18 protein-coding genes are annotated in these 22410 nt (G+C 73.2%); 8 read left to right on the top strand and 10 right to left on the bottom strand.

All coding sequences use genetic code 11. From position 1 onward, the window contains the following. Position 1: 1 nt before the first annotated feature. A complete protein-coding gene (locus C6376_RS22395) occupies positions 2–538 on the bottom strand; it encodes an NUDIX domain-containing protein (RefSeq protein WP_107445070.1) in 537 nt (178 codons plus the stop codon). A 206-nt stretch (positions 539–744) separates the two neighbouring features. Here C6376_RS22395 and C6376_RS22390 point away from each other — a divergent pair, with 206 nt between their 5' ends. Together C6376_RS22390 and C6376_RS22385 are read left to right on the top strand one after the other, a co-directional pair. After that, positions 745–1170 (top strand): Zn-ribbon domain-containing OB-fold protein, encoded by a 426-nt coding sequence (locus C6376_RS22390; protein WP_107445069.1) that lies wholly within the window; start codon positions 745–747, stop codon positions 1168–1170. Beyond that, entirely contained in the window at positions 1167–2357 is a 1191-nt protein-coding gene (locus C6376_RS22385; RefSeq protein WP_107449103.1) for a lipid-transfer protein, read from the top strand. The genes C6376_RS22390 and C6376_RS22385 overlap by 4 nt, the downstream gene beginning before the upstream one ends. Before the next feature lie 115 nt (positions 2358–2472). Here C6376_RS22385 and C6376_RS22380 read toward each other — a convergent pair whose 3' ends face one another. From C6376_RS22380 to C6376_RS22365, 4 genes are all read right to left on the bottom strand, one after another. Next, the gene (locus C6376_RS22380) at positions 2473–3078 is read right to left on the bottom strand and encodes an ATP/GTP-binding protein (RefSeq protein ID WP_107445068.1); all 606 of its coding nucleotides are present in this window, start codon (positions 3076–3078) and stop codon (positions 2473–2475) included. A gap of 108 nt (positions 3079–3186) precedes the next feature. Beyond that, positions 3187–3582 (bottom strand): DUF742 domain-containing protein, encoded by a 396-nt coding sequence (locus tag C6376_RS22375; protein ID WP_107445067.1) that lies wholly within the window; start codon positions 3580–3582, stop codon positions 3187–3189. A 9-nt stretch (positions 3583–3591) separates the two neighbouring features. Beyond that, positions 3592–4023 (bottom strand): roadblock/LC7 domain-containing protein, encoded by a 432-nt coding sequence (locus tag C6376_RS22370; RefSeq protein WP_107445066.1) that lies wholly within the window; start codon positions 4021–4023, stop codon positions 3592–3594. Further along, positions 4020–6878, bottom strand: coding sequence for a nitrate- and nitrite sensing domain-containing protein (locus tag C6376_RS22365; RefSeq protein ID WP_107449102.1), 2859 nt, complete (start codon positions 6876–6878; stop codon positions 4020–4022). The genes C6376_RS22370 and C6376_RS22365 overlap by 4 nt, the downstream gene beginning before the upstream one ends. A gap of 420 nt (positions 6879–7298) precedes the next feature. Between C6376_RS22365 and C6376_RS22360 the strand changes: the two genes are divergently transcribed. Next, on the top strand, positions 7299–7898 hold the full coding sequence (locus tag C6376_RS22360) for a hypothetical protein (protein WP_107445065.1): 600 nt from the start codon (positions 7299–7301) through the stop codon (positions 7896–7898). Positions 7899–7958: 60 nt separating this feature from the next. Here C6376_RS22360 and C6376_RS22355 read toward each other — a convergent pair whose 3' ends face one another. The 4 genes from C6376_RS22355 to C6376_RS22340 all read right to left on the bottom strand — a co-directional run bounded on the left by C6376_RS22355 (position 7959) and on the right by C6376_RS22340 (position 15957). After that, positions 7959–12599: a hypothetical protein gene (locus C6376_RS22355; protein WP_107445064.1), complete on the bottom strand. Its 4641-nt coding sequence runs from the start codon at positions 12597–12599 to the stop codon at positions 7959–7961. A gap of 83 nt (positions 12600–12682) precedes the next feature. Next, entirely contained in the window at positions 12683–13561 is an 879-nt protein-coding gene (locus tag C6376_RS22350; RefSeq protein ID WP_107445063.1) for a hypothetical protein, read from the bottom strand. 82 nt (positions 13562–13643) lie between these two features. Then, complete coding sequence (locus tag C6376_RS22345; protein WP_107445062.1) at positions 13644–15170, bottom strand: hypothetical protein; 1527 nt, start codon at positions 15168–15170, stop codon at positions 13644–13646. Positions 15171–15228: 58 nt separating this feature from the next. Next, positions 15229–15957 carry a GntR family transcriptional regulator gene (locus C6376_RS22340; RefSeq protein WP_107445061.1) on the bottom strand — a complete coding sequence of 243 codons (729 nt, stop codon included), beginning with the start codon at positions 15955–15957 and terminating at the stop codon, positions 15229–15231. Between the two features lie 171 nt (positions 15958–16128). On the opposite strand from C6376_RS22340, the gene C6376_RS22335 reads away from it, so the two are divergent. From C6376_RS22335 to C6376_RS22315, 5 genes are read left to right on the top strand one after another with little or no spacing between them, the layout of a single operon-like run. Beyond that, positions 16129–17430, top strand: coding sequence for an MFS transporter (locus C6376_RS22335; protein ID WP_107445060.1), 1302 nt, complete (start codon positions 16129–16131; stop codon positions 17428–17430). After that, complete coding sequence (locus C6376_RS22330) at positions 17427–18281, top strand: putative hydro-lyase (RefSeq protein ID WP_107445059.1); 855 nt, start codon at positions 17427–17429, stop codon at positions 18279–18281. The genes C6376_RS22335 and C6376_RS22330 overlap by 4 nt, the downstream gene beginning before the upstream one ends. A gap of 29 nt (positions 18282–18310) precedes the next feature. Further along, on the top strand, positions 18311–19069 hold the full coding sequence (locus C6376_RS22325) for a LamB/YcsF family protein (RefSeq protein WP_107449101.1): 759 nt from the start codon (positions 18311–18313) through the stop codon (positions 19067–19069). 2 nt (positions 19070–19071) lie between these two features. Further along, entirely contained in the window at positions 19072–19689 is a 618-nt protein-coding gene (locus tag C6376_RS22320; RefSeq protein WP_107445058.1) for an allophanate hydrolase subunit 1, read from the top strand. Further along, a complete protein-coding gene (locus C6376_RS22315; RefSeq protein ID WP_107445057.1) occupies positions 19686–20555 on the top strand; it encodes a biotin-dependent carboxyltransferase family protein in 870 nt (289 codons plus the stop codon). Before C6376_RS22320 ends, C6376_RS22315 begins: the two co-directional genes overlap by 4 nt. Before the next feature lie 408 nt (positions 20556–20963). Here C6376_RS22315 and C6376_RS22310 read toward each other — a convergent pair whose 3' ends face one another. Beyond that, complete coding sequence (locus tag C6376_RS22310; RefSeq protein WP_107445056.1) at positions 20964–22385, bottom strand: hypothetical protein; 1422 nt, start codon at positions 22383–22385, stop codon at positions 20964–20966. Between the last annotated feature and the right edge of the window lie 25 nt (positions 22386–22410).

Here is a 22410-nt window from a genome sequence, read left to right as displayed (position 1 = left end):
CTCAGATGTAGCGGCCCTCGAAGAACGCGCGTACGGCGAGCGTGTGCAGCGGGAAGGCCACCTCCTCCGCCCGGCGCAGGAGGTGCCAGCCCTCGGTCTCGTCCGTGGCGGCGGAGGCGGGCAGCCGGTCGGCGGGGCGCTCGGGAAGGAGCCCGAACAGCAGCAGATGGCCGTCGGGGGAACTCATGGCGTCGGCCAGCCGCACGTCACGGGGCGCGGCGTCGATGCCGGTCTCTTCCTTGAGCTCGCGCGCGACGGCGTGCCGCCAGTCCTCGCGGTCGTCGATGAAGCCGCCGGGCAGGGCTATGCCTCCGCGCGCGGGATCGATGGTTCGGGTGACGACGACCAGGGCGGTGCCCTTCGCGTCGTACACGGGCTGAAGCGCGACGGCCACCGGCAGCGGGTTGCGGTAGGCCACGGCGGTGCAGGCCCGGCAGGTGCGGGGCCAGCCGGTGGCACCCTCCCCGTAGGGCGCTCCGCAGCTCGAACAGTGGGAGTCGCGCGCGGAGTTCGAAGTGGGGTGCAGAGTTTCGGACACGCGGCGGAGCGTATCCGATCTTGCGGAGTGCGGTGTACGGGGGCGGTCGGGCGCTGCGGACCCATGAGGACCGGGCGCAGGGAGTCGAGCCCCGCGACGTCCGCGTACTGCCTTGTCCCTGCCCAATCATGGGTGGGCGTGGCACAATCTGACGTCCCGTCAGATCTCGTGTCCGGGAGGCATTCTTGTCACGTACACGCACGCCCGTGGTCGCCGGGTGGTTCACCGGGGAGGGAGACGGCTTCCGGCTGCTCGGGACGCGCTGTGCGGCGTGCCGGTCGGTCTTCTTCCCCCGCGAGGACGCGTACTGCCGCAACCCGGGCTGTTCGGGCGGCGACCTGGAAGAGGTCCCGCTGTCGCGGCGCGGACGTGTCTGGTCGTACACGGACAGCCGGTACCGGCCTCCGTCACCGTACGTGACCGACCCGGAACTTCCGTGGGAACCGTACGCGTTGATGGCTGTGGAGCTGGAGTCCGAGCGGATCGTGGTGCTGGGACAGGCGGTTCCCCGGATCACCGTCGCCGATCTGACGGTGGGCATGGAGGTGGAGGTCGTCCCCGGAGTGCTCGACGAGGACATGGGGACGACCTGGACGACCTGGTGGTGGCGGCCTACGGGGGTGGCGGGATGACGGCGGACGTGGCGGTGCTGGGCGCGGGGATGCATCCATGGGGGAAGTGGGGGCGCAGCTTCGTCGAGTACGGCGTGAAGGCGGCGCGCTCGGCCCTGGCGGACGCGGAGGTGGGCTGGCCGGAGATCGGCTCGATCGTGGGCGCGGACACGGTGCGGGGCGGGTATCCGGGCTATGTGGCCGGGGCCACGTTCGCCAAGGCCCTGGGGTGGCAGGGGGCCAAGGTCACCAGTGTGTACGCGGCGTGCGCCTCGGGGGCCCAGGCGATCGACACCGCGCGGGCGCAGATCCTCGCCGGGATGGCGGACGTGGTGCTCGTGGTGGGCGCCGACGCCGCGCCCAAGGGCTTCTTCCGGCCCGCGGGAGGCGACCGGCAGGACGACCCGGACTGGCTGCGGTTCCGTGTGCTCGGCGCGACCAACCCGGCGTACTTCGGGCTGTACGCGCGGCGCCGGATGGCGGTGCACGGGGACACCCTCGAGGACTTCGCGCGGGTCAAGGTGAAGAACGCGGCCGCGGGGGCGTTGAATCCGAACGCACGCTACCGAAAGCGGGTGACGGCCGAGGAGGTGGCCGCGTCCGCCGTGGTCTGCGATCCGCTGCGGTTGCTGGACATCTGCGCGACCTCGGACGGCGGGGCCGCGCTGGTGCTGTCCAGCATGGAGTTCGCCCGGCGACGGGGTGTCGCCGACCCGGTGCGGATCAGGGCCGTGTCCACCGTGACGCCTCGGTATCCCCACACGGTGCTGGACCTGCCGGACATCGCGACCGACTCGGCGGCGGGGAACGAGCCGGCCGGTGAGCCGTTCCGGGCGTCGATCGCCCGAGCCGCCTACGAGGAGGCGGGTATCGGCCCCGAGGACCTGTCGCTCGCCGAGGTGTACGACCTGTCCACCGCACTGGAGTTGCAGTGGTACGAGGATCTGGGGCTGTGCGGCGGCGGTGAGGCCGCGAAGCTGCTTCGGGAGGGCGCGACCTCGCCGGGCGGACGCATACCGGTGAACATGAGCGGTGGGCTGGCCTCGTTCGGGGAGGCGGTGCCGGCGCAGGCGATCGCCCAGGTGTGCGAGGTGACCCGGCAGTTGCGGGGAGAGGCGGGCGATCGCCAGGTCGTGGGCGCCCGTGTCGCCCTCACCGCGAACCAGGGGCTGTTCGGTCACGGTTCGGCGGTGGTCGCGGTGCGGTGAGGGGCGGCTGCACGGCGCCGGCGACGGTCGGCGTGCCAGGACCCCTGCCGTGTTCCGCGGGCAGCTGAGGCGCCGTCACGCGGTGTCGCCGTTCGGTGAGCCGGCCGGCCCGCTCTCAGGTGGTGACGGTCTGGCGGCGTTCGGCGCCGAAGTCCATGGCGTGCTGGACGACGCCGACCAGCACGTCCCGGACCGACCTGCGGTCACGGGCGTCACACAGCACCACGGGCACACCGTCGTCGAGGTCGAGGGCCCCGCGGACGTCCTGCTCCGGGTAACGGGCGGAGCCCTCGAAGCAGTTGACGGCGACGAGGAAGGGAATGGAGCGCCGCTCGAAGTAGTCCACGGCGGCGAAACACTCCCCCAGCCGGCGGGTGTCGGCGAGCACGACGGCGCCCAGGGCCCCCTCGGAGAGTTCGTCCCACATGAACCAGAAGCGCTCCTGGCCGGGTGTCCCGAACAGGTAGAGCACCAGGTCCTCGCGCAACGTGATACGCCCGAAGTCCATGGCCACGGTGGTGGTGTGCTTGCCCTCGACGCCGGTGGTGTCGTCGACCGGACGGCCCGCCTCGGTGAGGTACTCCTCCGTGCGCAGCGGTTTGATCTCGCTGACCGAGCCGACGAGGGTGGTCTTGCCCACGCCGAATCCGCCCGCCACCAGGATCTTGAGCGTGACGGGCTCGACCGGCGGCTTGCCGCTCTCAGAACGCCCGAAGGTCATCGGTTGCTTCTCCTGCTCGATGGCTTGACTGGAGGGAGTTCCGCCGCGGTCCCCGGCCCGCGGCCGCCGGCCGGTCACGTCGTCGTCCGCGTTCCAGTTCGGTACCGCTCACAGCGCTCGGAGGCCGTTGATCACGTCGCGCAGAATACTCTCGTCCGGCAGTTCGGCCGGGGGCACCGGTCGGTTCACATGGACGAACTCGGCGTCCACGAGGTCGCCCACGAGGACCCGCACCACGCCGATCGGCAGATTGAGTTCGGCGGCCAGTTCGGCGACCGACTGGGGCGCCTGCCTGCACAGGTCCACGATGTCCACGTGCTCGGGGGACAGTGAGGAGTCCGCGTCCGGATCGTCGGCATGAGGTTCGACGACGACGAGCGCGATCAGGTCGAGGCGGTGCTGGACCGCACTGGTGGTACGGCCGCGCGTCATGGCGTACGGACGGACGACCGGTCCGGCCTCGTCGTCGAACCAGTGACTTCTTCCCTGACCGTCTGTGCTCATGCCGTCTCACTACCCGCCGGAGGGCAGATCGGTGCGCGGCGTGGTGGCCAGATGTACGCCGACCCGCTTGACCAGCAACGTCATCTCGTACGCCACGAGGCCCACGTCCGAGTCGGCGTCCGAGAGGACGGCGAGGCAGCTGCCGTCGCCGGCCGCCGTGACGAACAGGAAGGCGTCGTCGAGTTCGACGACGGTCTGGCGGACGCTGCCGGCCTCGAAGTGGCGGCCCACGCCCTTGGCGAGGCTGTGGAATCCGGAGGCGACGGCGGCCAGGTGCTCGCCGTCCTCCCGCGTCAGGTCCTTGGACACCCCTGTCGCCAGGCCGTCGCCGGAGAGGACGACTGCCTTGCGGATGCCGGCGACTCGGTCGACGAGCTCGTCGAGGAGCCAGTTCAGTTCGCCGGTGTGGGTGGTGTGGTCGGTCGCCTTCGGTGCGGTCATCGACCGTCCCCCTTTGTCGTTCCTCGTGGTGCTGTGCCGCTGTGGGCGTCGTCGCCCGCGGCGTTCTCTACGCGGCCGCGCTGCCAGCCACGCTGGAGCGAGGCCATGCGACTGCGGACCTCGTCGGCGTCACGGTCGGCGGGATCGGCCGGCTTCGGAGCCTCGGGAGCCTGGCCCTGCCTCAGCTGCGGCGCCAGGTTGGCCTGCCGCACGCGTCGGGGCAGTGCTCCCGTCCCCGAGGCGCCGGTTGCGCCGGTCGGGGCGGCGGCCGGATCCGTGCTTCCGGCGACGCCGTCGGGGCCGCCGTCGGACGTCGACGGCTGACGGACGCGGCGCGGAAGCAGGGGCGGCTCGGAGGACTGCGCCGGGCCTCGGCCCGGATGATCCGGCAGGACGGGACGCTCGGGCGCGCCACCGCTGCGGGGGATCTGGGCCGTCGTGCCGCGGCGGCGGGACGGCAGGGGCGCCGGGCCCTCGTCCACCGGACGGCGGGAGCCTTGCCGAACCGGGGCCTGGGCGTCGGTGTCGGCACGCAGCGGGCGCGGTTCCGGCACCGGGCGGCCGTGCGAGCTGACCAGCTTGGGCGTGCGGCGACCCGGCAGCAGCGGGACCGGGGCGGCGGGGTCGTCGGCGGGCTTCACCGGGTCGCCGAGACCGGTGGCCGGTGCGCGGGAGTGGTCGACGGCGTGGGCGGCGGGGTCGTCGTCGCGGGTGAGCGGGCGGCGGGGGCGGAACAACCCGCCGTGGTCGTCCTCGTCGTCCAGGGCGGCGGGGAAGCCGCCGAGGGCGTTCAGGCCGACGGGCGCCTCCAGTTCGACGGGGCCGTCGAGCATGGAGACCGGTATGCCGGGGAGTTGCGCCGCGGCCGGGGACAGTGCGGGCCTGCGGGACTCGGCCGGCTCTGCCTCCTTCGGGGGCCGGGGACGGTCGAGCCGGAAGCCGATGCCGTTGGTGTCGGGGACGTCGTCGGTGAGGAGGGCGTCGGGGATGAAGACGACTGCGGTCGTACCGCCGTACGGCGAGGGCTGCAGGCAGACGCGGACGTTCTGCCGTTGGGCGAGGCGGCTGACCACGAACAGTCCGAGGCGGTCGGTGTCGGACAGTTCGAACTCGGGCGTCTCGGCGAGCCGGAGGTTCGCCTCCAGAAGCGCTTCGGGTGCCATGCCGAGGCCACGGTCGTGGATCTCGAGGGTGAAGCCGTTGGCGACCCGGTCGCCGAACACCTGGACGGCGGTGTGCGGCGGGGAGAACACCGTGGCGTTCTCGAGGAGTTCGGCCACCAGGTGGGTGAGGTCGGCGACGGCCGGGCCGGTCGCGGCGAGCCGTGGCAGGCGGCGGACCTCGATGCGTTCGTAGTCCTCGACCTCGGCGACCGCGGCGCGCACGATGTCCATGAGCTGGACGGGCTTGCGCCACTGCCGGGAGGGGGCTGCGCCGGAGAGGATGACCAGGCCCTCGGCGTGCCGGCGCATGCGGGTGGTGAGGTGGTCGAGGCGGAAGAGGTCGGCGAGCTCCTCCGTGTCCTCGGTGCGGCGCTCCATGGTGTCGAGCAGGGTGAGCTGCTTGTGCAGCAGCACCTGGCTGCGGCGGGCGAGGTTGACGAACACCTCGGACACCCCGGAGCGCAGTTCGGCCTGTTTGACGGCGGCCTCGACGGCGGCGCGCTGCAGGGTGTTGAGGGCCTGGCCGACCTCGCCCATCTCGTTCTTGTCGTACTCCAGCCGCGGTACCTCGGTCTCGACGTCGACCTGCTCACCCGCGGACAGACGGCGCATCACGCTGGGCAGTCGCACACCGGACGCCTCGTGGGCGTCCAGTCGCAGCTGACGCAGGTCGCGGATGAGGCCGCGGCCGATGCGTACGGACAGGACGAGGGAGACGAGCAGGGCGATCAGCCCGAAGACGCCCGCGACGACCGCCTTGACGATGACCTCGATCGCCACCGGCCGAACGCGGTCCTGGTAGCGGTCGTTGGCCTGCTCGTCCAGGGCGCCGAGTTCGGCGAGGACGTTTCCGGCCGCGGTGTCCCAGTTCCGGGCGCTGACACCGCGGGGCAGGTCGCCGGACGTGCCGCCGATGACGGCCTGTTCCGCCGTGCGCAGCGTGGCGGTGGTGGCGTTCTTCCAGAAGCTCTCGTAGCGCTGGCGCTCCGCGGCGGGCAGTTGGGCGAGGTTGATCTCGTAGATCACCTCACGCTGGGCCACCAGGTCGGAGACCTCACGGGTCTCCTCGCGGCGGAGCCGGCCCACCACCAGGGCGGAGCCGAGCAGTGCGTCTTCCCGGGAGAGCAGTTCACGCGCGCGGGCGACACTGACGAGGGCCCGGTACTGCTTGTCCATCTCCACGCTGTCGACCACGTCCAGTTGGGACAGCAGGGTGTAACACGGGTCGATCAACTGGGTGTAGAGGTTCAGCGCCTGATTCCGTGAGACGGCGCGTTCCTCGACGCTGCGGCGCAGCGAGTCGATGCCGTCGAACCCGTCCAGCACCACGGTGAGGCCCTCGGCGTCGTCCTGGTCCAGGACGTCACGCACGTCGGGGTCCCGCGCGTTCTGACGGATCTCGGCGAGCGCCTCGTCGGTGGCGGTCCGGGTGCGGCGCAGCGCGGTCAGCGCGTCGGAGGCGCGGGGGTCGGCGAGGTAGACGAGGGTCTGGCGGCGTTCCTGCTGGACGACCCGGACGGTGTCCTCGAGGGGGTAGCCGACCTTCTCCACGACGGCGGAGACGGTGAACAGCCGACTCGCCTCGCGGCCCGTGAGTACCGTGGCGAAGCCCCAGACGGCGGTCAGGGACACCAGCGGCACGAGAAGCAGCGCCACGATCTTCCGGCGGATCGACTTCCCGCGAAAGCGCATGGCCTCCCCCAGCTCGAACCCCCACCGGTCGGGGGTACGCATGTGCGTCAACAAACGGCGAGAGCCTACTACCGACACACAGTTAACTCGAAGAGCCGTCCGGAACCTGAACTTCCGTACCGAGGGCGAGACATGGCGTATTGTCCAATAATTATGGGAGATGGCATCCCTGAATCACGCGTGTCGGGCCCGGACGGATCCGGTCGACTCCGCACACGAGTTGGCCAGAATTTTTCGCAACGAGGGAACAATCAGGGCACGTCGATCGTCCTTCTCCATGGGAACTGGGGGCGGAATCGGCCACACGAGCCGTAGGCCGCACCTGGGCGGCGTAATTCAGCGCAAGCCGGGCAGCCACTGGGGAGCCGGGTCTTCGACTCGGAGGCGAGCGGTCTGCTGGCGGTGGGGAGTGACACGGTGATGGGCACGGCGGAGCGGCGTGAGGCGTCCGAGGACGGTGCGGCGGCGGGCGGTACGGCGCTGCGGGACCCCGTGGCACCGGAGGACGACAGCCCGAACGGGCAGGTGCGTACGGAGCGCTCCGCGCATGCGGCGAACGCGGGCCGTTCGCCGGACCGGGGCCCGACGGCCGCCGGGGCGGACTCCTCCGCGCGGCAACGGCGGGTCGACTACCGGCCGTTGTGGGTGGAGGAGACGGCGAAACGGCGTCGCATGCCCGACCCGGTGCGTACGGCGGCCGTGCGCGCGGTGCTCGTCATCGCCGTGACACTGATCCAGGCCATGGTCGCCTTCCTGTGCACGCTGGCCGGGTCCTGGCTGGCCTTCCCCATGGTGATCAGCAGTGTGGTCAGCACGGTGCTGGCCACCTGGGGCGCGCTCGACGTCTGGGTGACCCGCCAGGTGTGGAACCAGCGCAACGGTGTGGTGTCCACGCCGAGCAGCACCGCGCGTGCGCTGCGACGCGAGCAGCGCAGGGCACGACGACAGGAACGGACCGTCCAGCGGGCACAGGAGCGGATACTCCGGCAGAGCGGCGCCGGACAGCTGTCCCACCCCTGATGCCGCAGGCCCGTCGACGGGGAGAACGTGCCTGGGGGTCTCCTTGGGCCGTACCTCCGGTCAGCCGGCGTTCGGTGCGGGCCGTTTGTACATCCGTGTCGCCGTGATCTCGCTGTGCGTCTGCACCGCGTCGCCGTCCGCCGCCTGGTTCTGCTGGGGCAGACCCGGCCGCAGATGTTCCTCGACGCTGATGTATTTCAGGCCTGCCCGCAGGTCGGCGTCATTGCGCAGACGGATGACCAGCGGGAACTCCGCGAGGGCCGTGGTGTCGAACAGGCCGGTGGTGTAGAGGAGCTGCACTCCGAGCGCGTCCGAGACCGCCCTCTGGAGTTCCAGCAGATAGGTCGCGTTGGCCCGCCCGATGGGGTTGTCGAGGAACAGCGTGCCGGCGTGCCGGTGCTTGTCCCTGCCCCGGTCGTTGCTCCTCAGGGCCGCCATCGTGCAGTACAGGGCGATGGCGGCGGTGAGCAACTGGCCGCCGGAGAACACGTCGCCCATCTGTCCGACCGGGACGCGCTCCGCCCGCAGGACGGCGTCCGGCTTGAGGATCTCGACGGCGACGCCCCTGGGCTGCAGGGCCGCGCCGACCCCGCGCAGCAGCAGCGACATGCCGTCGCGCCGCAGGTCGGAGTTCTTCCTCACGGCCGCGCGGGTCGCCTCGTCGATGACCTCGCCGAGCCGCTCGACGAGGGTCGCCTGGTCGGGCTCCTCGAAGCGGATGCGCAGGAACTCCTGTCCGGACCATTCGCCGAGCCCCTCGGGCAGCCGGGAGAGCCGCTGGGCCGAGCGCAGAGTGGCGAGCGCGGACTCGACGAGCCCCCGCAGACGGTCCACGATCGAGTCCCGGTTGCGTTCCAGCTGCGCCAGTTCGTCCGTCAGGACGCGCAGCCGGGGAGCGAAGGCGTCCGCCCACTTCTGGGCGTGCTCCGGCAGCGCGGAGGCGGGAAGTTCGCGGATCTGCTGACGCGCGGGGGTGCGCACCTGCTCGTAGCGTGTGGAGTTGGCGTGCCGGACGAGCACATCGCTCGCCTCGCGTACGGACGACTCCGCGGTGGAGAGGTCGGCGGCGCAGCCTCGCAGCGAGCGGCGGGCCTCGGCGGCCGTCCTGCGCGCCTCCTCCAGGACGCCGGGGTAGGGCTCCGTCTCCTCCTGCTCTTCCTCCGGGGTGTGTTCGCGCAGCAGGTCGCGGAGCATGGCGGCGATCTCGTCGAAGCCGCCGGCCGCGTCCTCGGCGGCGCGGTGTGCGGCCAGGAGTTCGGCGTGCGTCTCGCGTGACCGGTCCAAGGCCTCGGCGCGGGCGGCGAGTTCGGCGGTAGCCGTACGCAGCAGCGCCTGCGCGTGCTCGGCGTCGCGAGGCCGGAGTTCCTCGGCCAGCTCGGTGTGCGCCTCGCCGTCCTCGGGCGCGAGCCGCTCGTGTTCGCCGCGCAGCCGTCCGAGCTGCTCGCTGGCGGTGGACATACGGGTCTCCAGGAGCTGCACCAGCTCCTCCGCACGTGCGGCGGCGGCCTGCCGGGAGGGTCCGTCGGAGCCGTCGGGCGACTGGAGCAGCTGTTCGGCGCGGGTGCGGACCTTGTTGCTGAGCCGGTCCAGCTCGGTGCGGGCGGCGCTCTCGTCGCTCTCCGCTCGGGCCTGTTCGGCGCGCAGGTCGGCGCCGACGCCGACCTTCTCGTACAGCAGGGACGCGGCCCGGTAGGCCTCGCGCAGCGCGGGCAGCGACGCCGTGGACGCGGCCGTGCCGTCCCGCGGGACGTCGTCGGGGGCTCCGGCGATCTCGGCGCGCTCGGCGCGCAACGCACGCGCGGTACGGCGGGCGTCGTCCGCGGCGCGCTGGGCGCCGCGCCGGTCCTCGTCCGCGGCCCGGGCGCGCTCCAGGCAGGTCTGGGCGCGGGCCTCCGACTCGGCGGCCTCGTCGGCGAGTTCGCGGACCTTGACCTGCCAGCCGGCACGTTCACGCAACCGGAAGGCGAGCCCGGCGAGGGCGTCGGCGGTCCGCCTGGCGCGCTGCGCGGCCTCCTGGTGTTCGTCGCGGGCCCGGGCGGCTTCGGCGGCGCTCTCCTCGGCCTCCGCGCGCAGGCTGCGCGCCTCGGCCAACTCGGCCTCGGCCTCCTCGGCGAAGGCGCCTGCCTCCAAGGCGGCCCGGGCCAGCTCGGCGAGCCGCCCGGCCGGACAGCCGGTCCGCCAGGACGCGAGGCGAGCGGACAGCTCCCGGTCCTTGGCGAGCCGCCCGGCGAGTCGGCGGATGTCCTCGTCGCGCTCGGTCGCCCGCGCGCGCAGCGCCTGCCGCTCCTCGTCGGCGGCGTGCTCGTCGTGCATGGCCGGGTTCGGCGGGACGAGGAAGACGTCGCTCCGGGCGCCGCCGTCGGGGTCGTCCGGCGGGGTCGGGGCGAGCAGGGCGGCGGCAGTGCCGACGGCCACGGCGGAGCGGGGCAGCAGCGCGGCGTCGCCGAGCGCCTCACGCGCGCGTGCGTGGGAGCCGGGGTCGGTGATGATCACGCCGTCGACCAGTTCGGGCCGGGCGGCGAGCACACGGGCGTGGTCGGCGGGGTCGACGGCCTGGGCGAGGTAGCGCCAGCCGGGCAGCGCGGGGATGCCGTGTTCGCCGAGGAACTCGACGGTGGCCAGGACGTCCGGGCCGGGCGGCAGCAGTCCGCCGTCGCCGAGGGCGCCGAGGATGCGGGAGTCGTCGGCGGCTGCGGTCCGCAGTTCGAAGAGCTGGCGTTCGGCGGAGGAGACGGAGTCGTCGAGGAGTTCGCGCAGTTCGTCGGCGCAGCGGTCCAGGTCCTCAGGGGTCACCGCGGAGCTGTCGTCCGGCTCGCCGTCCTGCCGGGGCTGTGGGATCCGGGGGCCTGTTCCGCGGCCGGTCAGCCCGAGCAGTTCCGCGAGGCGTTCCTCGTCGGCCAGGGATTCGGCGAGCCGCCGCTCGGCCTCGTAGGAGCGCGCCGCGCCCGTGGCCGCGTCGGCTGCGCGGGCGGCGGTGAGCTCGGCGCGGGACTCGGCCGAGGCGGCCTCGCGCGCGTGCTCGGCGGCCCGGGCCGAGGTCTCGCGGGCGGTGTCCCAGGCGGCGACGGCCGTCTTCTCGGCGTCGCTGGCCGCGAGGGCCGCGCGGGCCGGGTCGGCGTCGGGCGCCGTGTCGTCGAGCCAGCCGGCGCGTACGGCTTCGGCGGTTTCCTGTTCGACCTCGGACAGCCGCTGGCGCAGGTGCCCCACCTCGCTGCGGGCGCGCTGGGCGTCGGTAGCGGCGGACGTGGCGTCGCGGTGTGCGGATTCGCCGACCTCCTGGAGGGCGGCCGAGCGCTCCTCCTCCTCGTTGGCCAGGGTCTCGGCGCTGTCGGCGGCGGCGTGCAGGGCGCGGACGAGGTCGACGGCGGCCCTGGCGCGGGCGGCCAGCGCGGGGGCGGCGTCGCGTTCCGCTTCCTGGATCGCGGCGGACACGCGCGCGACGCGGTCGGCGGCGGCCCGGTGTCGCAGCACGGTCTCGGCGGCCTGCCAGGCGGAGTGCAGGGTGCGGGCGTCGGCGAGTTCGCGTTTCAGCGCGGCGGCGGACTTCTCCGCGGCGGCGAGCGCCAGCGAAGCGTGCCGGAAGGCGAGTTCGGCGGTGATCAGCGCACTGCGCTCCCGGGCGCCCTCGGAGTGCGTGACGGCGTACGCGGCGGCTGTGACCCGCTGGGCGAGGTCCCCCGCCCGCGTCTTCTCCCGCACGCCCCGCGCGGACAGCCGGCGGGCCAGCGCGCGGGTGCGCCGTTCGGCCGCGGCGTGCACCTCGCGCGCGCGTGAGCGCGATCCGGCGGCCTCGACGATCCGCCCCAGCAGGTCCGCCGACCCGGCGGTGAAGTCCCGTTCGGCGATCAGCTCGGCGCGTCGGCCGAGCTTGTTGCCGAAGCCGCTGACCAGGTCGGCGAGCCCGTCGGTGTCGCGGGTGTCGGTGACCGCGCGCAGCAGCAGGTCGGTGAAGTCGGAGTCCTTCTTGACCGCGAAGAGGCCGGCGGCCTCGCCCTCGTCGGCGTTCATCTCCCGCTGGTAGCGGAAGAGCTCCGGGTCGAGGCCGAGTTCGCCGAGGTGCTCGATCCAGCGGTCGTGGATCTCCTCCCAGTGCACCTCAAGGTGCGGATACGCCTTTCCGGCCTCGGTGATGGCGTCCCGGAAGCCCTTCATGGTGCGCCGGCGGCCCTGCGCCCCGGAGGCGCCCTCGACGGGCGGGCGGACGGCGGTGGCCTCCGCGACGGGCAGGTTGTCCAGGCTCAGTCCGGGCCCCGGCCTGAACGAGTACCAGGCCTCCGCGAACTTCCGCGGGTCGTTGGACACCTGCCGCCCGCGCCACTCGCTCGCCTTGCCGACGACCACGCACTCGCCGGTGAGCACGTGCTGCCATTCGAGCGCCACATGTCCGCAGTCGTCGGCGAGCAGGAACTTGCGCAACACCCCGGAGCTGGCGCCGCCGAGGGTGTTGCGGTGCCCCGGCAGCATCACGGAGAAGATCAGCTTGAGCAGGACGGACTTGCCGCCCCCGTTCTCCAGGAAGAGGACGCCCGCCGGGGCCGGCCGACGCGGCGGGCCGACCGGCTCCTCCTCGAAGAACTCCGCCTGCGTGGGTGCGGGGTCGGGCACGACGTCACCGACGCCCCGCAGGTCAAGCACGGTGTCGGCGTAGCGCGCACCGGCGGGGCCGATGGAGTAGAGGCGGACCCGGGACAGCTCGTACATGGCGGACTCTCGTAAGTCTTCGGCAGAACAGGGGGGTTGAGGAGCCCTCAGGAGAGGGCGGGGCCTCGCAGGAGGGCGGTGCCTCAGGAGTGGAACGGCAGTCCGGCGTCGGCCACCAGTTCCAGGTCGTCGCTCTCCTCGGCGGGCAGCAGCGTCGGGGTGCCGTCGGTGACCGGGACGACGCCCAGCTCCAGCAGCTCGGCCATGGCGGCGGCGCCCGCCATGTCGCGTACCTGCAGCTGGTAGCGGGCGGTGGTCCGATAGGTGCCGCCGTTGTCGTCGCCGGTCCGCTGCAGGAAGCCGGAGTCGGTGAGGAAGGCGACGGCCTTGCCGACGATGCCGGTGGTGGAACCGGCGAGTCTGCGCGCGTCCTTGGTGGCGCCGGTGGAGGTGCGTCTGGCCCAGATCCGCCAGGCGGCCTCCAGACCGGGGGCGTCGCTCGCGGGGTCGGTGTTCTCGCCCTGCTGCTCCGCCCGCTCCTCCAGCCGGCGGCAGGCCTGACGTACGAAGGCGTCCACGCCGTTGACGCTGACCCGCCCGATGTAGCCGTCGTCGGCCAGGTCTTCGGGGCGCGGGTAGGCCATCGCGGCGACGGCGAGGTGCGCGAGGCCGTGCAGGAAGCGATCGCCTCCGTCGGCGGACGTGCGACGCGCGTAGTCGCCCATGCGAACGGCGAAGACCGAGTCCTCGGCGGCGGTGACCGCCATGCCCGCGCGCGGGGACACCTCCAGCACGATCAGGCCCAGCCCCGCGGCGACTGCGTCGGCGAGCCGCGCGAAGGCCGGGTCCTCCCGGTGGCGCCGCAGCAGCTCGGCGTACTCCTGGTCGCGCGCGGGCTGCAGTCTGGGCTGCAGTCCGAAGGCGACGAGCCGCGCCGCGTCGGCGGCGTCGGCGGGGGTGACGGCGGTGTGCGCCGCCTGAGCGGGTTCCTCCGTGTCGCTCCACTCGACGTGCTCGGTCACGGCTTCGGCTCCTCGGTGTGCGGGGGCAAGTGCGTATACGTGGGCGTGATCGCGGACTCGTGGCCGCGGTGGCCGGTCCGGCTCATGCCGCCTCCGTGCGGTCCGCCGCCATCCCCGCGGCGTCGAGCAGCGCGGTGCCGACGATCAGGTCGGCCCCGCCGAACTCGGGGTCGTCCAGCTCGGTCCCGTCGTCGACGGCGAAGAGCAGTCTCTCCTCGCCCTGCCGGTAGGCGGTGCCGACCGCGGGGCTGGCCGCGTGCACGGCCAGCAGGGCCACCAGGTAGGGGAGTCCGGGGTCGGATCGACGCGCTTCGGCCAGCAGCCCGGACAACCGGCGCGGGGCGTCCGCGGGCAGGTCGAGCAGGTTCATGGCGGCGGCCAGCTGTTCCTCGCTGAACCGGCTGTCGTCCGGGGTGGCGATGAGGTCCGGTTCCGGCATCTCCGCTCCGAGGTGCTCGCGCTCCACCGGCGGCGTCAGCAGCAGGTCGACGAGGTCGCCCATCCGTACGGCTCCCGGTGTGCGCAGACCGGTCCCCCGGGCGAAGAAGGCGTCGGTGACCCGGACGGCCTGTTCCAGCGGCAACGGCAGCACAGGAGTGACCAGGTGCCCGTAGAGGTCTATCCCCGACGAGGTCATGGGGGTGGCGAAGGCCTGCCGGTCCTGTTCGGCACGGAACAGCGGGCCGGCCTCGAGCAGCCGGGACTGCAGCTGGGTGTGGCGGCGGATGCAGTCCTTGACGATGTCGACGAGTTCGGCGGCCCGCCGCTTGTTCTCGGCGTCCTCGATCTCGTCACGGGCTTTTCGGATGTTGGTGAGGATCGCGTTCTCGTGGCGGTAGCGGTCGGCCACGTGGTCGAGGGCCTCGGCGATCATGTCGGGCACGGCGTTGAGCCAGTCCACCGCGCGCACGTTGCGCCGGGTCGCCTCCAGGGCGCGGCGCAGCGTCTCGGAGTACTGGACGGTGCGGTAGCGGGCCTGTTCGGCGGCGAGCTGGGCGTCGGCGAGTCGGCCGCGGCGGATGAGCACCTCGAGCTTGACCTCGGCGGCGATCTGCGCGCTGGTGACATCGGTGTCCAGGGCCCCGACGAGGACGTTGACCGCCTCGTCGGTCGTCCGGAGGTAGACCGCGCCGCCGTAGCCGGGGACCTCCTCGATCAGCTTGAAGTCGTAGTCGCGGCGCACGTAGGTGCCGTCGGGCGCGAACGTGCCGTAGGCGGCGCGGAAGCCGCGGTCGACGCTGCCCACGTTGATCAGGTTCTCCAGGACCCACCGGGCCACCCGCTCGTGCTCGGCGACGGGCCTCCGGGGCGCCTGGGCGGCGATGCGCGGCAGCAGACGCGCCACTATCTGGTCGTGGTCGGCGCCGGTGTCGAAGTCCATGTTCAGCGTGACGAGGTCGATCGCGGCGAGGGCGATCTCCGCCATGCCGTAGACCGAGTACTCACCCGCGAGATTGGCCTTGCGCGCGTCGAGGTCGTGGATCGGCGCGGTGCAGGCGAGCGCACGCAGCCGCCGCGCCAGCCCCTCGTCGGCGGCCGGACCCGGTGCGGGGCGCGGCGCCGCGCTGAGCTGGGGCGGAACACGGTCCGTCGAAGCAGGCGAAGTCACGCTGCACAGACTAGGTCCTCGGTCTGACATCGACCCAAACGACGCAGAGCGACCGCCGTCACGGAGACGCGAGAGGACCTCGGTCGTCGTGCGGGGGCTGCTCGCTCACCCGCCGCCGGTAGACCTCGACCACCCGCTGGAGCGAGTCGGCGAGGTACACCTCGAGCAGCCTCTCCGCCTCGGCCCTGTCGCCGGCCTCCAGGGCCTGCAGGATCTGGCGGTTGCGCTGGAGGTAGGGCTCGTGCAGCCGGCGCGGATCCTCGACGAGGTGGAAGGCCAGGCGCAGCTCGGCGAAGACGCTGCGCATCAGTTCGTCGGTGCGCGCGCTCTCGGCCAGGGCGACCAGCTCCCGGTGGAAGTGGAAGTTGGCGGTGCCCAGTCCCTTCCAGTCGTTCTCGAGGGTCGCCACCTGTCCCTCGGTGACCGCCGCACGCAGGGCGTCCAGCGCGTACGGGGGCTCGCCCAGCCCTCTTACGACGGCGCACTCGACGAGGGCGCGGGTGCGGTAGATGTCCTCGACGTCCCTCACGGTCAGGACCCGGACGAACACCCCCCGGTTCAGCTCGTGGACCAGCAGGCGCTCATGGGTGAGCAGCCGGAACGCCTCGCGCAGGGTGTTGCGGGAGACCCCCAGCGCCCCGCCGATGCTGTCCTCCGAGAGCCGTGTCCCCGGCGGGAAATAGCCCTCGGCGATACGGCTCCTGAGGATGTCCGACACCCGCTCGGCCGTGCTCGTACGACCCAGGAGGGCGCGGTCGTCGGCCAGTCCGGCCAGTTGCTCTGCCATGCCCGGAATTCAATCGCAGACAGAAGAACGAGACAACAGGGGTATTGAAGGATCGTTCAACGATCCTCTACCTTCATTTCATGGCCCCGCCCGTCCCCACCGCGGCGACCCGCCTCACGCACGGCACGGCTCACCTCTCAGCACCGTCCGTCATCCCTCAGCGAGGTGCCCATGAGCACGACTCCTCCCTCACCGGTCCCGACCACCGAAGCCCTCGACACCGCCGCCGAACACTCCTCCGACGACGGGGCGTTCGCCTGGCTGCGGGCGCTGGGACCGCGCGGCAGGCGCGCCTTCGCCGGCGCGTTCGGCGGCTACGCCCTCGACTCCTACGACTACTTCACGCTGCCGCTGAGCATGGTGGCGCTGGCGGCGTACTTCGGTCTGGACAGCGCCCAGACCGGCCTGTTCACCACCGTCACGCTGATCGCCTCCGCCGTCGGCGGCGCCGTCGCGGGCGTCCTGGCCGACCGGATCGGCCGGGTCAGGGCTCTGATGATCACGGTGATCACCTACGCCGTCTTCACCGTCGCCTGCGGCTTCGCACCCAGCTACGAGACGCTGCTGGTCTTCCGCTCCCTGCAGGGCCTCGGCTTCGGCGGCGAGTGGGCGGTCGGCGCGATCCTGGTCGCCGAGTACGCGAGCGCGAAGCACCGGGGCCGCACCCTCGGCGCGATCCAGAGCTCCTGGGCCGTCGGCTGGGGCCTCGCGGCGCTGGCGTACACGCTCGTCTTCTCGTTCGTCGGCGACGACATGGCCTGGCGCGTCATGTTCTGGACGGGCGCGCTGCCCGCCCTGCTCGTGGTGTGGATGCGGCGCCGTGTGAAGGACGCGCCGCAGGCCGAGGCCGCACGCGCGCGAAGCGCCGACAGGGGATCGTTCCCGGCGATCTTCCGGGGGCCACTGCTGCGGACCACGGTGTTCGCCGGACTGCTCTCGACCGGTGTGCAGGGCGGCTACTACACCCTGGCGACCTGGGTGCCGACCTACCTGAAGTCGGAACGCGGTCTGTCGGTGGTCGGCACCGGCGGATATCTGACGTTCCTGATCTCCGGCGCCTTCCTCGGCTACCTGACCGGCGGATACCTCACCGACCGGCTGGGCCGGCGTCGCAACATCTGGCTGTTCGCCCTGCTGTCGGCGGTGTGCATCCTGGCGTACGCGAACATCCCGAGCGGCGCGGACACCCTGCTGCTCGTGCTCGGCTTCCCGCTCGGGTTCTGCATGTCGGCGATCTTCAGCGGCTTCGGGTCGTATCTGAGCGAGCTGTATCCGACCGCCCTGCGCGGCACGGGTCAGGGCTTCACCTACAACACCGGCCGCGCCGTGGGCGCCGTCTTCCCCACGACGGTCGGGTTCCTGGCCGACAGCTGGGGTGTGGGCGGCGCGCTGGTCTTCGGCGCGATCGGGTACGCCATCGCCGCCCTGGCGCTGCTGGGGCTGCCGGAGACGCGTGGAAAGGAACTGGAGTGAACCGACCGACGCTCACACGGGAGCACCGTCCGCCGAGCCCCGCGGACCGTCCCGTCACTCTCGTTGAGGACCGCGCTCACGCGTGGAGCCCCGCCGCGGCCCGGGCCCGCTTCCGGGCGGGCCTGCCGGGCCCCACGGCCGGGGTCGCGGCCGGGCACACCCAGGCCAACCTGATCTCGGTGCCGGCGGACTGGGCGTACGACATGCTCCTGTTCTGCCAGCGCAATCCGAAGCCGTGTCCGGTCCTCGACGTCACGGACGCCGGCTCCGTCACGACCGTCCTCGCCGAGGGCGCGGACCTGCGCACCGACCTGCCCCGCTACCGGGTGTGGGAGGACGGGGAGCTCGTCGACGAGCCGACGGACGTGCGCGCGTACTGGCGCGACGACCTGGTGTCGTTCCTGATCGGCTGCAGCTTCACCTTCGAGTGGGCTCTGTCCGGGGCGGGCGTCCCGATCCGGCACGTCGAGCAGGGGCGGAACGTTCCCATGTACGTGACGAGTCGTGAGTGCCGCCCGGCGGGCCGGCTGCGCGGGCCCCTGGTGGTGTCCATGCGGCCGGTGCCGCCGCGCCACCTGGCGACGGCGATCCGGGAGAGCAGCCTGCTCCCGGCGGTGCACGGCGGCCCCGTGCACTGCGGCGATCCTTCGGGACTGGGCATCGTCGACCTCGGCCGTCCCGACTTCGGCGACCCGGTGGACGCCGAGCCGGACGACATCCCGGTGTTCTGGGCCTGCGGCGTGACCCCGCAGGCCGTCGTGACGGCCTCGCGCCCGCCGTTCGCCCTCACCCACGCCCCGGGACAGATGTTCCTCACCGACGCCCGCGACGAGCAGTACCGCGTGGCCTGAGAAAGAGGTACGAAGGAATCATGACCGCGATGACCGCGATCGACTTGAACGCCGACCTCGGCGAGGGCTTCGGCCGCTGGCAGCTGACCGACGACGAGCGGCTCCTGTCGGTCGTCACCAGTGCCAACGTGGCCTGCGGCTTCCACGCCGGGGACGCGGTCACCATGCGGCGGGTGTGTGCGCTGGCCGTCGAGCGGGGCGTCACGATCGGCGCCCAGGTCTCCTACCGGGACCTGGCAGGTTTCGGGCGGCGCGCGATGGACGTGCCGGCCGCGGAACTGGCCGCCGAGGTGGCGTACCAGATCGGCGCCCTCGAGGTGTTCGCCCGGGCGGCGGGCGCGCGCGTGGCGTACGTGAAGCCGCACGGCGCGCTGTACAACCGGGTCGTGCACGACGAGGAACAGGCCGGCGCGGTGGTCGAGGGAGTGCTCCTCGCCGACGCCGCGCTGCCCGTCCTCGGGCTGCCCGGCTCCCGGCTGCTGGAGCTGGCCCGCGCGGCGGGGCTGGCGGCCGTCCCGGAGGCCTTCGCCGACCGCGCGTACACCGATCAGGGCACGCTCGTGCCGCGCGGGCGGAGCAGCGCCGTGGTCACCGATCCGGACGACATCGTCGCGCGGTCGGTGAGCCTGGCCCGGGCCGGCCGGGTCGTCTCCGAGGCGGGCATCGGGATCGACGTCCGCGCGCGTTCCCTGTGCCTGCACGGGGACACTCCCGGTGCGGTGGAGCTGGCCCTGCGGGTGCGGCGCGGGCTCGAGGAGTCGGGCGTGCGGGTGGAGGCCTTCGCATGAGTATGCGCATCCTGCACGTCGGCGAAGACGCCCTGCTGGTCGAGGTGGCGTCGGGTGCGGAGGCAGAGGCCCTGCACGCCGAACTGGTGCGCCGGCACGCGGCGGGCCTGCTCGGCGCCCGCGAGATCGTCCCGGCGGCCCGTACCGTCCTCCTGGACGGCCTGTCCGACCCGGGCCGGCTGGCGTCCGAGCTCGCCGCCGCGGACGTCCCGCCGGCTCCCCCGCGCGAGCAGGAGGTCGTGGAGATCCCGACCCGCTACGACGGTCCGGACCTGGCCGAGGTGGCCGCCCGGTGGGGCGTCCAGGAGCGGGAGGTCGCCCGGATCCACGCGGCCGTGGAGTTCCGGGTGGCGTTCTGCGGCTTCGCGCCCGGCTTCGGGTATCTGACGGGCCTGCCCTCGCGCTACGACGTACCCCGCAGGTCGACCCCTCGGACCGCCGTGCCGGCCGGTTCGGTGGCGCTGGCGGGGCCCTACACGGGCGTGTACCCCCGGGCGTCGCCGGGCGGCTGGCAGCTCATCGGCACCACCGACGCGGTGCTGTGGGACCACGCGAGCGAGCCGGCCGCACTGCTGTCGCCGGGCACCCGGGTGCGTTTCGTACCGGAGGAAGGGGCATGAGCGACCGTGCGATGTCCGTCGTCCGCGCCGGGGCGCTGACCACCGTCCAGGACCGGGGCAGACCCGGGCACGCGCATCTCGGCGTGCCGCGTTCCGGTGCGCTCGACGGGCCCGCGGCGGCCCTGGTCAACCGGCTGGTGGGCAATCCGCCCGACGCGGCCGTCCTGGAGACCACGCTGACCGGCTGTGCCCTCGCGCCCCGTTCCGACGTGACGGTCGCGGTCGGCGGGGCTCCGTGCCGGGTCACCGTGGGAGGCCGTCCGGCCGCCTGGGGCGCGCCGGTGCGGGTACCCGCCGGAGCGGTGCTGGACGTCGGGCCGGCGATCCGCGGAGTGCGCGGCTACGTCGCGGTGTCCGGCGGCATCGTCGTCGAGGCGGTTCTCGGCAGCCGGTCGACGGACCTCCTCTCGGGCCTCGGCCCCACGCCGCTGACGGACGGCACGGTGCTGCCCCTCGGGCGCGAAGGCACCCCGCACGCGCGCGTGGACGTCGCCCCGCAGCCGGCGCCCCCGGCCGAGCTCGTCCTGCGGGTGACGCTCGGCCCCCGCGACGACTGGTTCACCCCGGACGCACTGCGCGCCTTCACCGCCCACACCTTCCACGTGTCCTCGGCGAGCAACCGCATCGGCCTGCGCACCGAGGGGCCCGTCCTGGAGCGGGCCCGGGGCGGGGAACTGGCCAGCGAGGGCATGGTCCTGGGCGCCGTACAGGTCCCGCCGGCCGGCCGGCCGGTGGTCTTCCTCGCCGACCATCCGACGACCGGCGGCTACCCGGTGATCGGGGTCGTCCGCACTGCCGACCTGCCCGCCGCCGCGCAGGCCGCGCCGGGAACGCCCGTCCGCTTCGTGGCCGTACGGCGACGGTGACGCGACAGGGCGTCAGGACGCCCGAAGAGACGGCTCAGCCTCGTTCGAGGAGCCTTCCCCACTCGGACGCCTGCGACGCCGGGACGACCGCTTCGACGCGGCCGGGCTCGGCGATGCGGCGGCCTTGAGGGCCTTGAGGGCCTTGACGATCGTCCGTTCCGCTCGGCGCACTCATGACCCCACCACGGCCGACCGGTCTGCTGGTCTGCCCGTCTGCGTGAGCACATCCGTTGCGTTGCCGCCCGCACCTCGCGCGGCCGCGAGGCACGCGCGGGTCGCCGGGTCGCGGTCCGCCAGGAGGTGAGGAGGACGGCAGGCCGACGGCCGTCGCCTCGGCCCGGCAGGCGCGCTCGCGCCCTCCCCGGTGGCCGCCGCCGACCGCTCTTCGGGCGGCGGCCTGCCCGGCGTTCACATGGCGGACGTCGCGTCCGGGCCGATCCGGCTGCGCACGGCCGTCTGGACCTCGGCCTCCTCGGCAGGGTCGGCGGCCAGCCGTCGCAGGCGCTCCACGACCCGGGTGTCGCCGGTCTCGGCGTGCCGGGCGGCGATCTCGCGGGTGCCCTCCTCGCAGTCCCACAGGCATTCGACGGCGAAGCCGGAGGCGTAGGAGGGGTCGGTGGCGGCGAGTGCCCGGGCGCAGCGACCGCGCAGATGGGACGAGGCCGTCTCGCGGTAGATGTGGCGCAGCACCGGCGCCGCGCAGGCGATGCCGAGCCGTCCGGCGCCGTCGACGAGAGTCCACAGACTCGGGGCGTCGCAGCCCTCGCCGCGCACCGCCTCGCGCAGGGCGCCGAGGACCAGGTCGCGGTCCTGGACGCCGCCCCGGCACGCCAGCATACGGCCGGCGGCGGCTCCGAGGGCGTCGGGCCGGTGGACCCAGCCGCGGGCCCGGTCGACGGCGGCCACGCTGCGCATCCGTTCGAAGGCGTCGACGGCGGCCTCCACCACGGCGACGGGGCCGGTGGCGACGGCCTGTTCGATGAGGACCAGGGCGTCGGGATCATTGCAGTCGGCGAGGTAGCGCAGAGCTGTACACCGCGCCCCCTCGTCGCCGTCCTTGGCCGCCTGGACGATCTCGGGCCGGTCCTCCGGGCCGGCCACGGCGGAGAGGCAGCGGGCCGCGGGGACATGGAGCGCGGCGCCGCGTTCGACCCCTTGCTGGGCCCACTCGAACACGGCGTGGACACTCCAGCCCGGGCGCGGTCCACCGGGACTCATCTGCCGCTGCCAGCGGTCGAAACAGCCGGCCTCGTGGGCGGCACGCACCCGCCTGGCGACGTAGTCCCGGGCGTCCTCGGCCCACAGCCGCCAGGGTCGTGGCTCGAAGGCGTCCCGTACGACCGCGGCGAGTTCGGCCTCGCCCTCGGCGTCGGTGGCGAACCGGGCCAGGACGGGCACGGCCAGGGCACGCAGGCCGGCATCGTCGTCCCGCAGGGCGAGTTCGTCCAGGGCCCAGGCCCAGTTGGTCCCCGAGGCGGCGTACCTGCGCAGCAGGTCGAGGGCGTCCCGCCGGCCGTAGGAGGCGAGGTGGCCGAGGACGGCAAGGGCCAGGCCCGTGCGTGACTCCTCGGCGTCGAAGACGTCCTCGACGTCGAAGAGGTGGGCCTCGATCTCGTCGAGCTCGCCGTGCAGGTCGAGGTAGAGACGGGCGTAGTAAAGGGAGCGGTTCTCCACCTGCCAGTCGTGACGGGGATCCCGCAGGACACAGTGGTTCAGCGCCGCGAGCGCCTCGGCGCGCGGGGCGGTGAGCGCGTGCAGCGTGCCGTCGCCGCGGCCTCTCTGGAGCAGGCCGAGCAGCGTACCGCTGGGCGCTATGACCGGATCGAACATGGGAAACAGCCTCACATCAAGCGTC

The organism is Streptomyces sp. P3, assembly GCF_003032475.1.
GTDB lineage: Bacteria > Actinomycetota > Actinomycetes > Streptomycetales > Streptomycetaceae > Streptomyces.
This window is presented reverse-complemented; position numbering and strand designations above follow the sequence as displayed.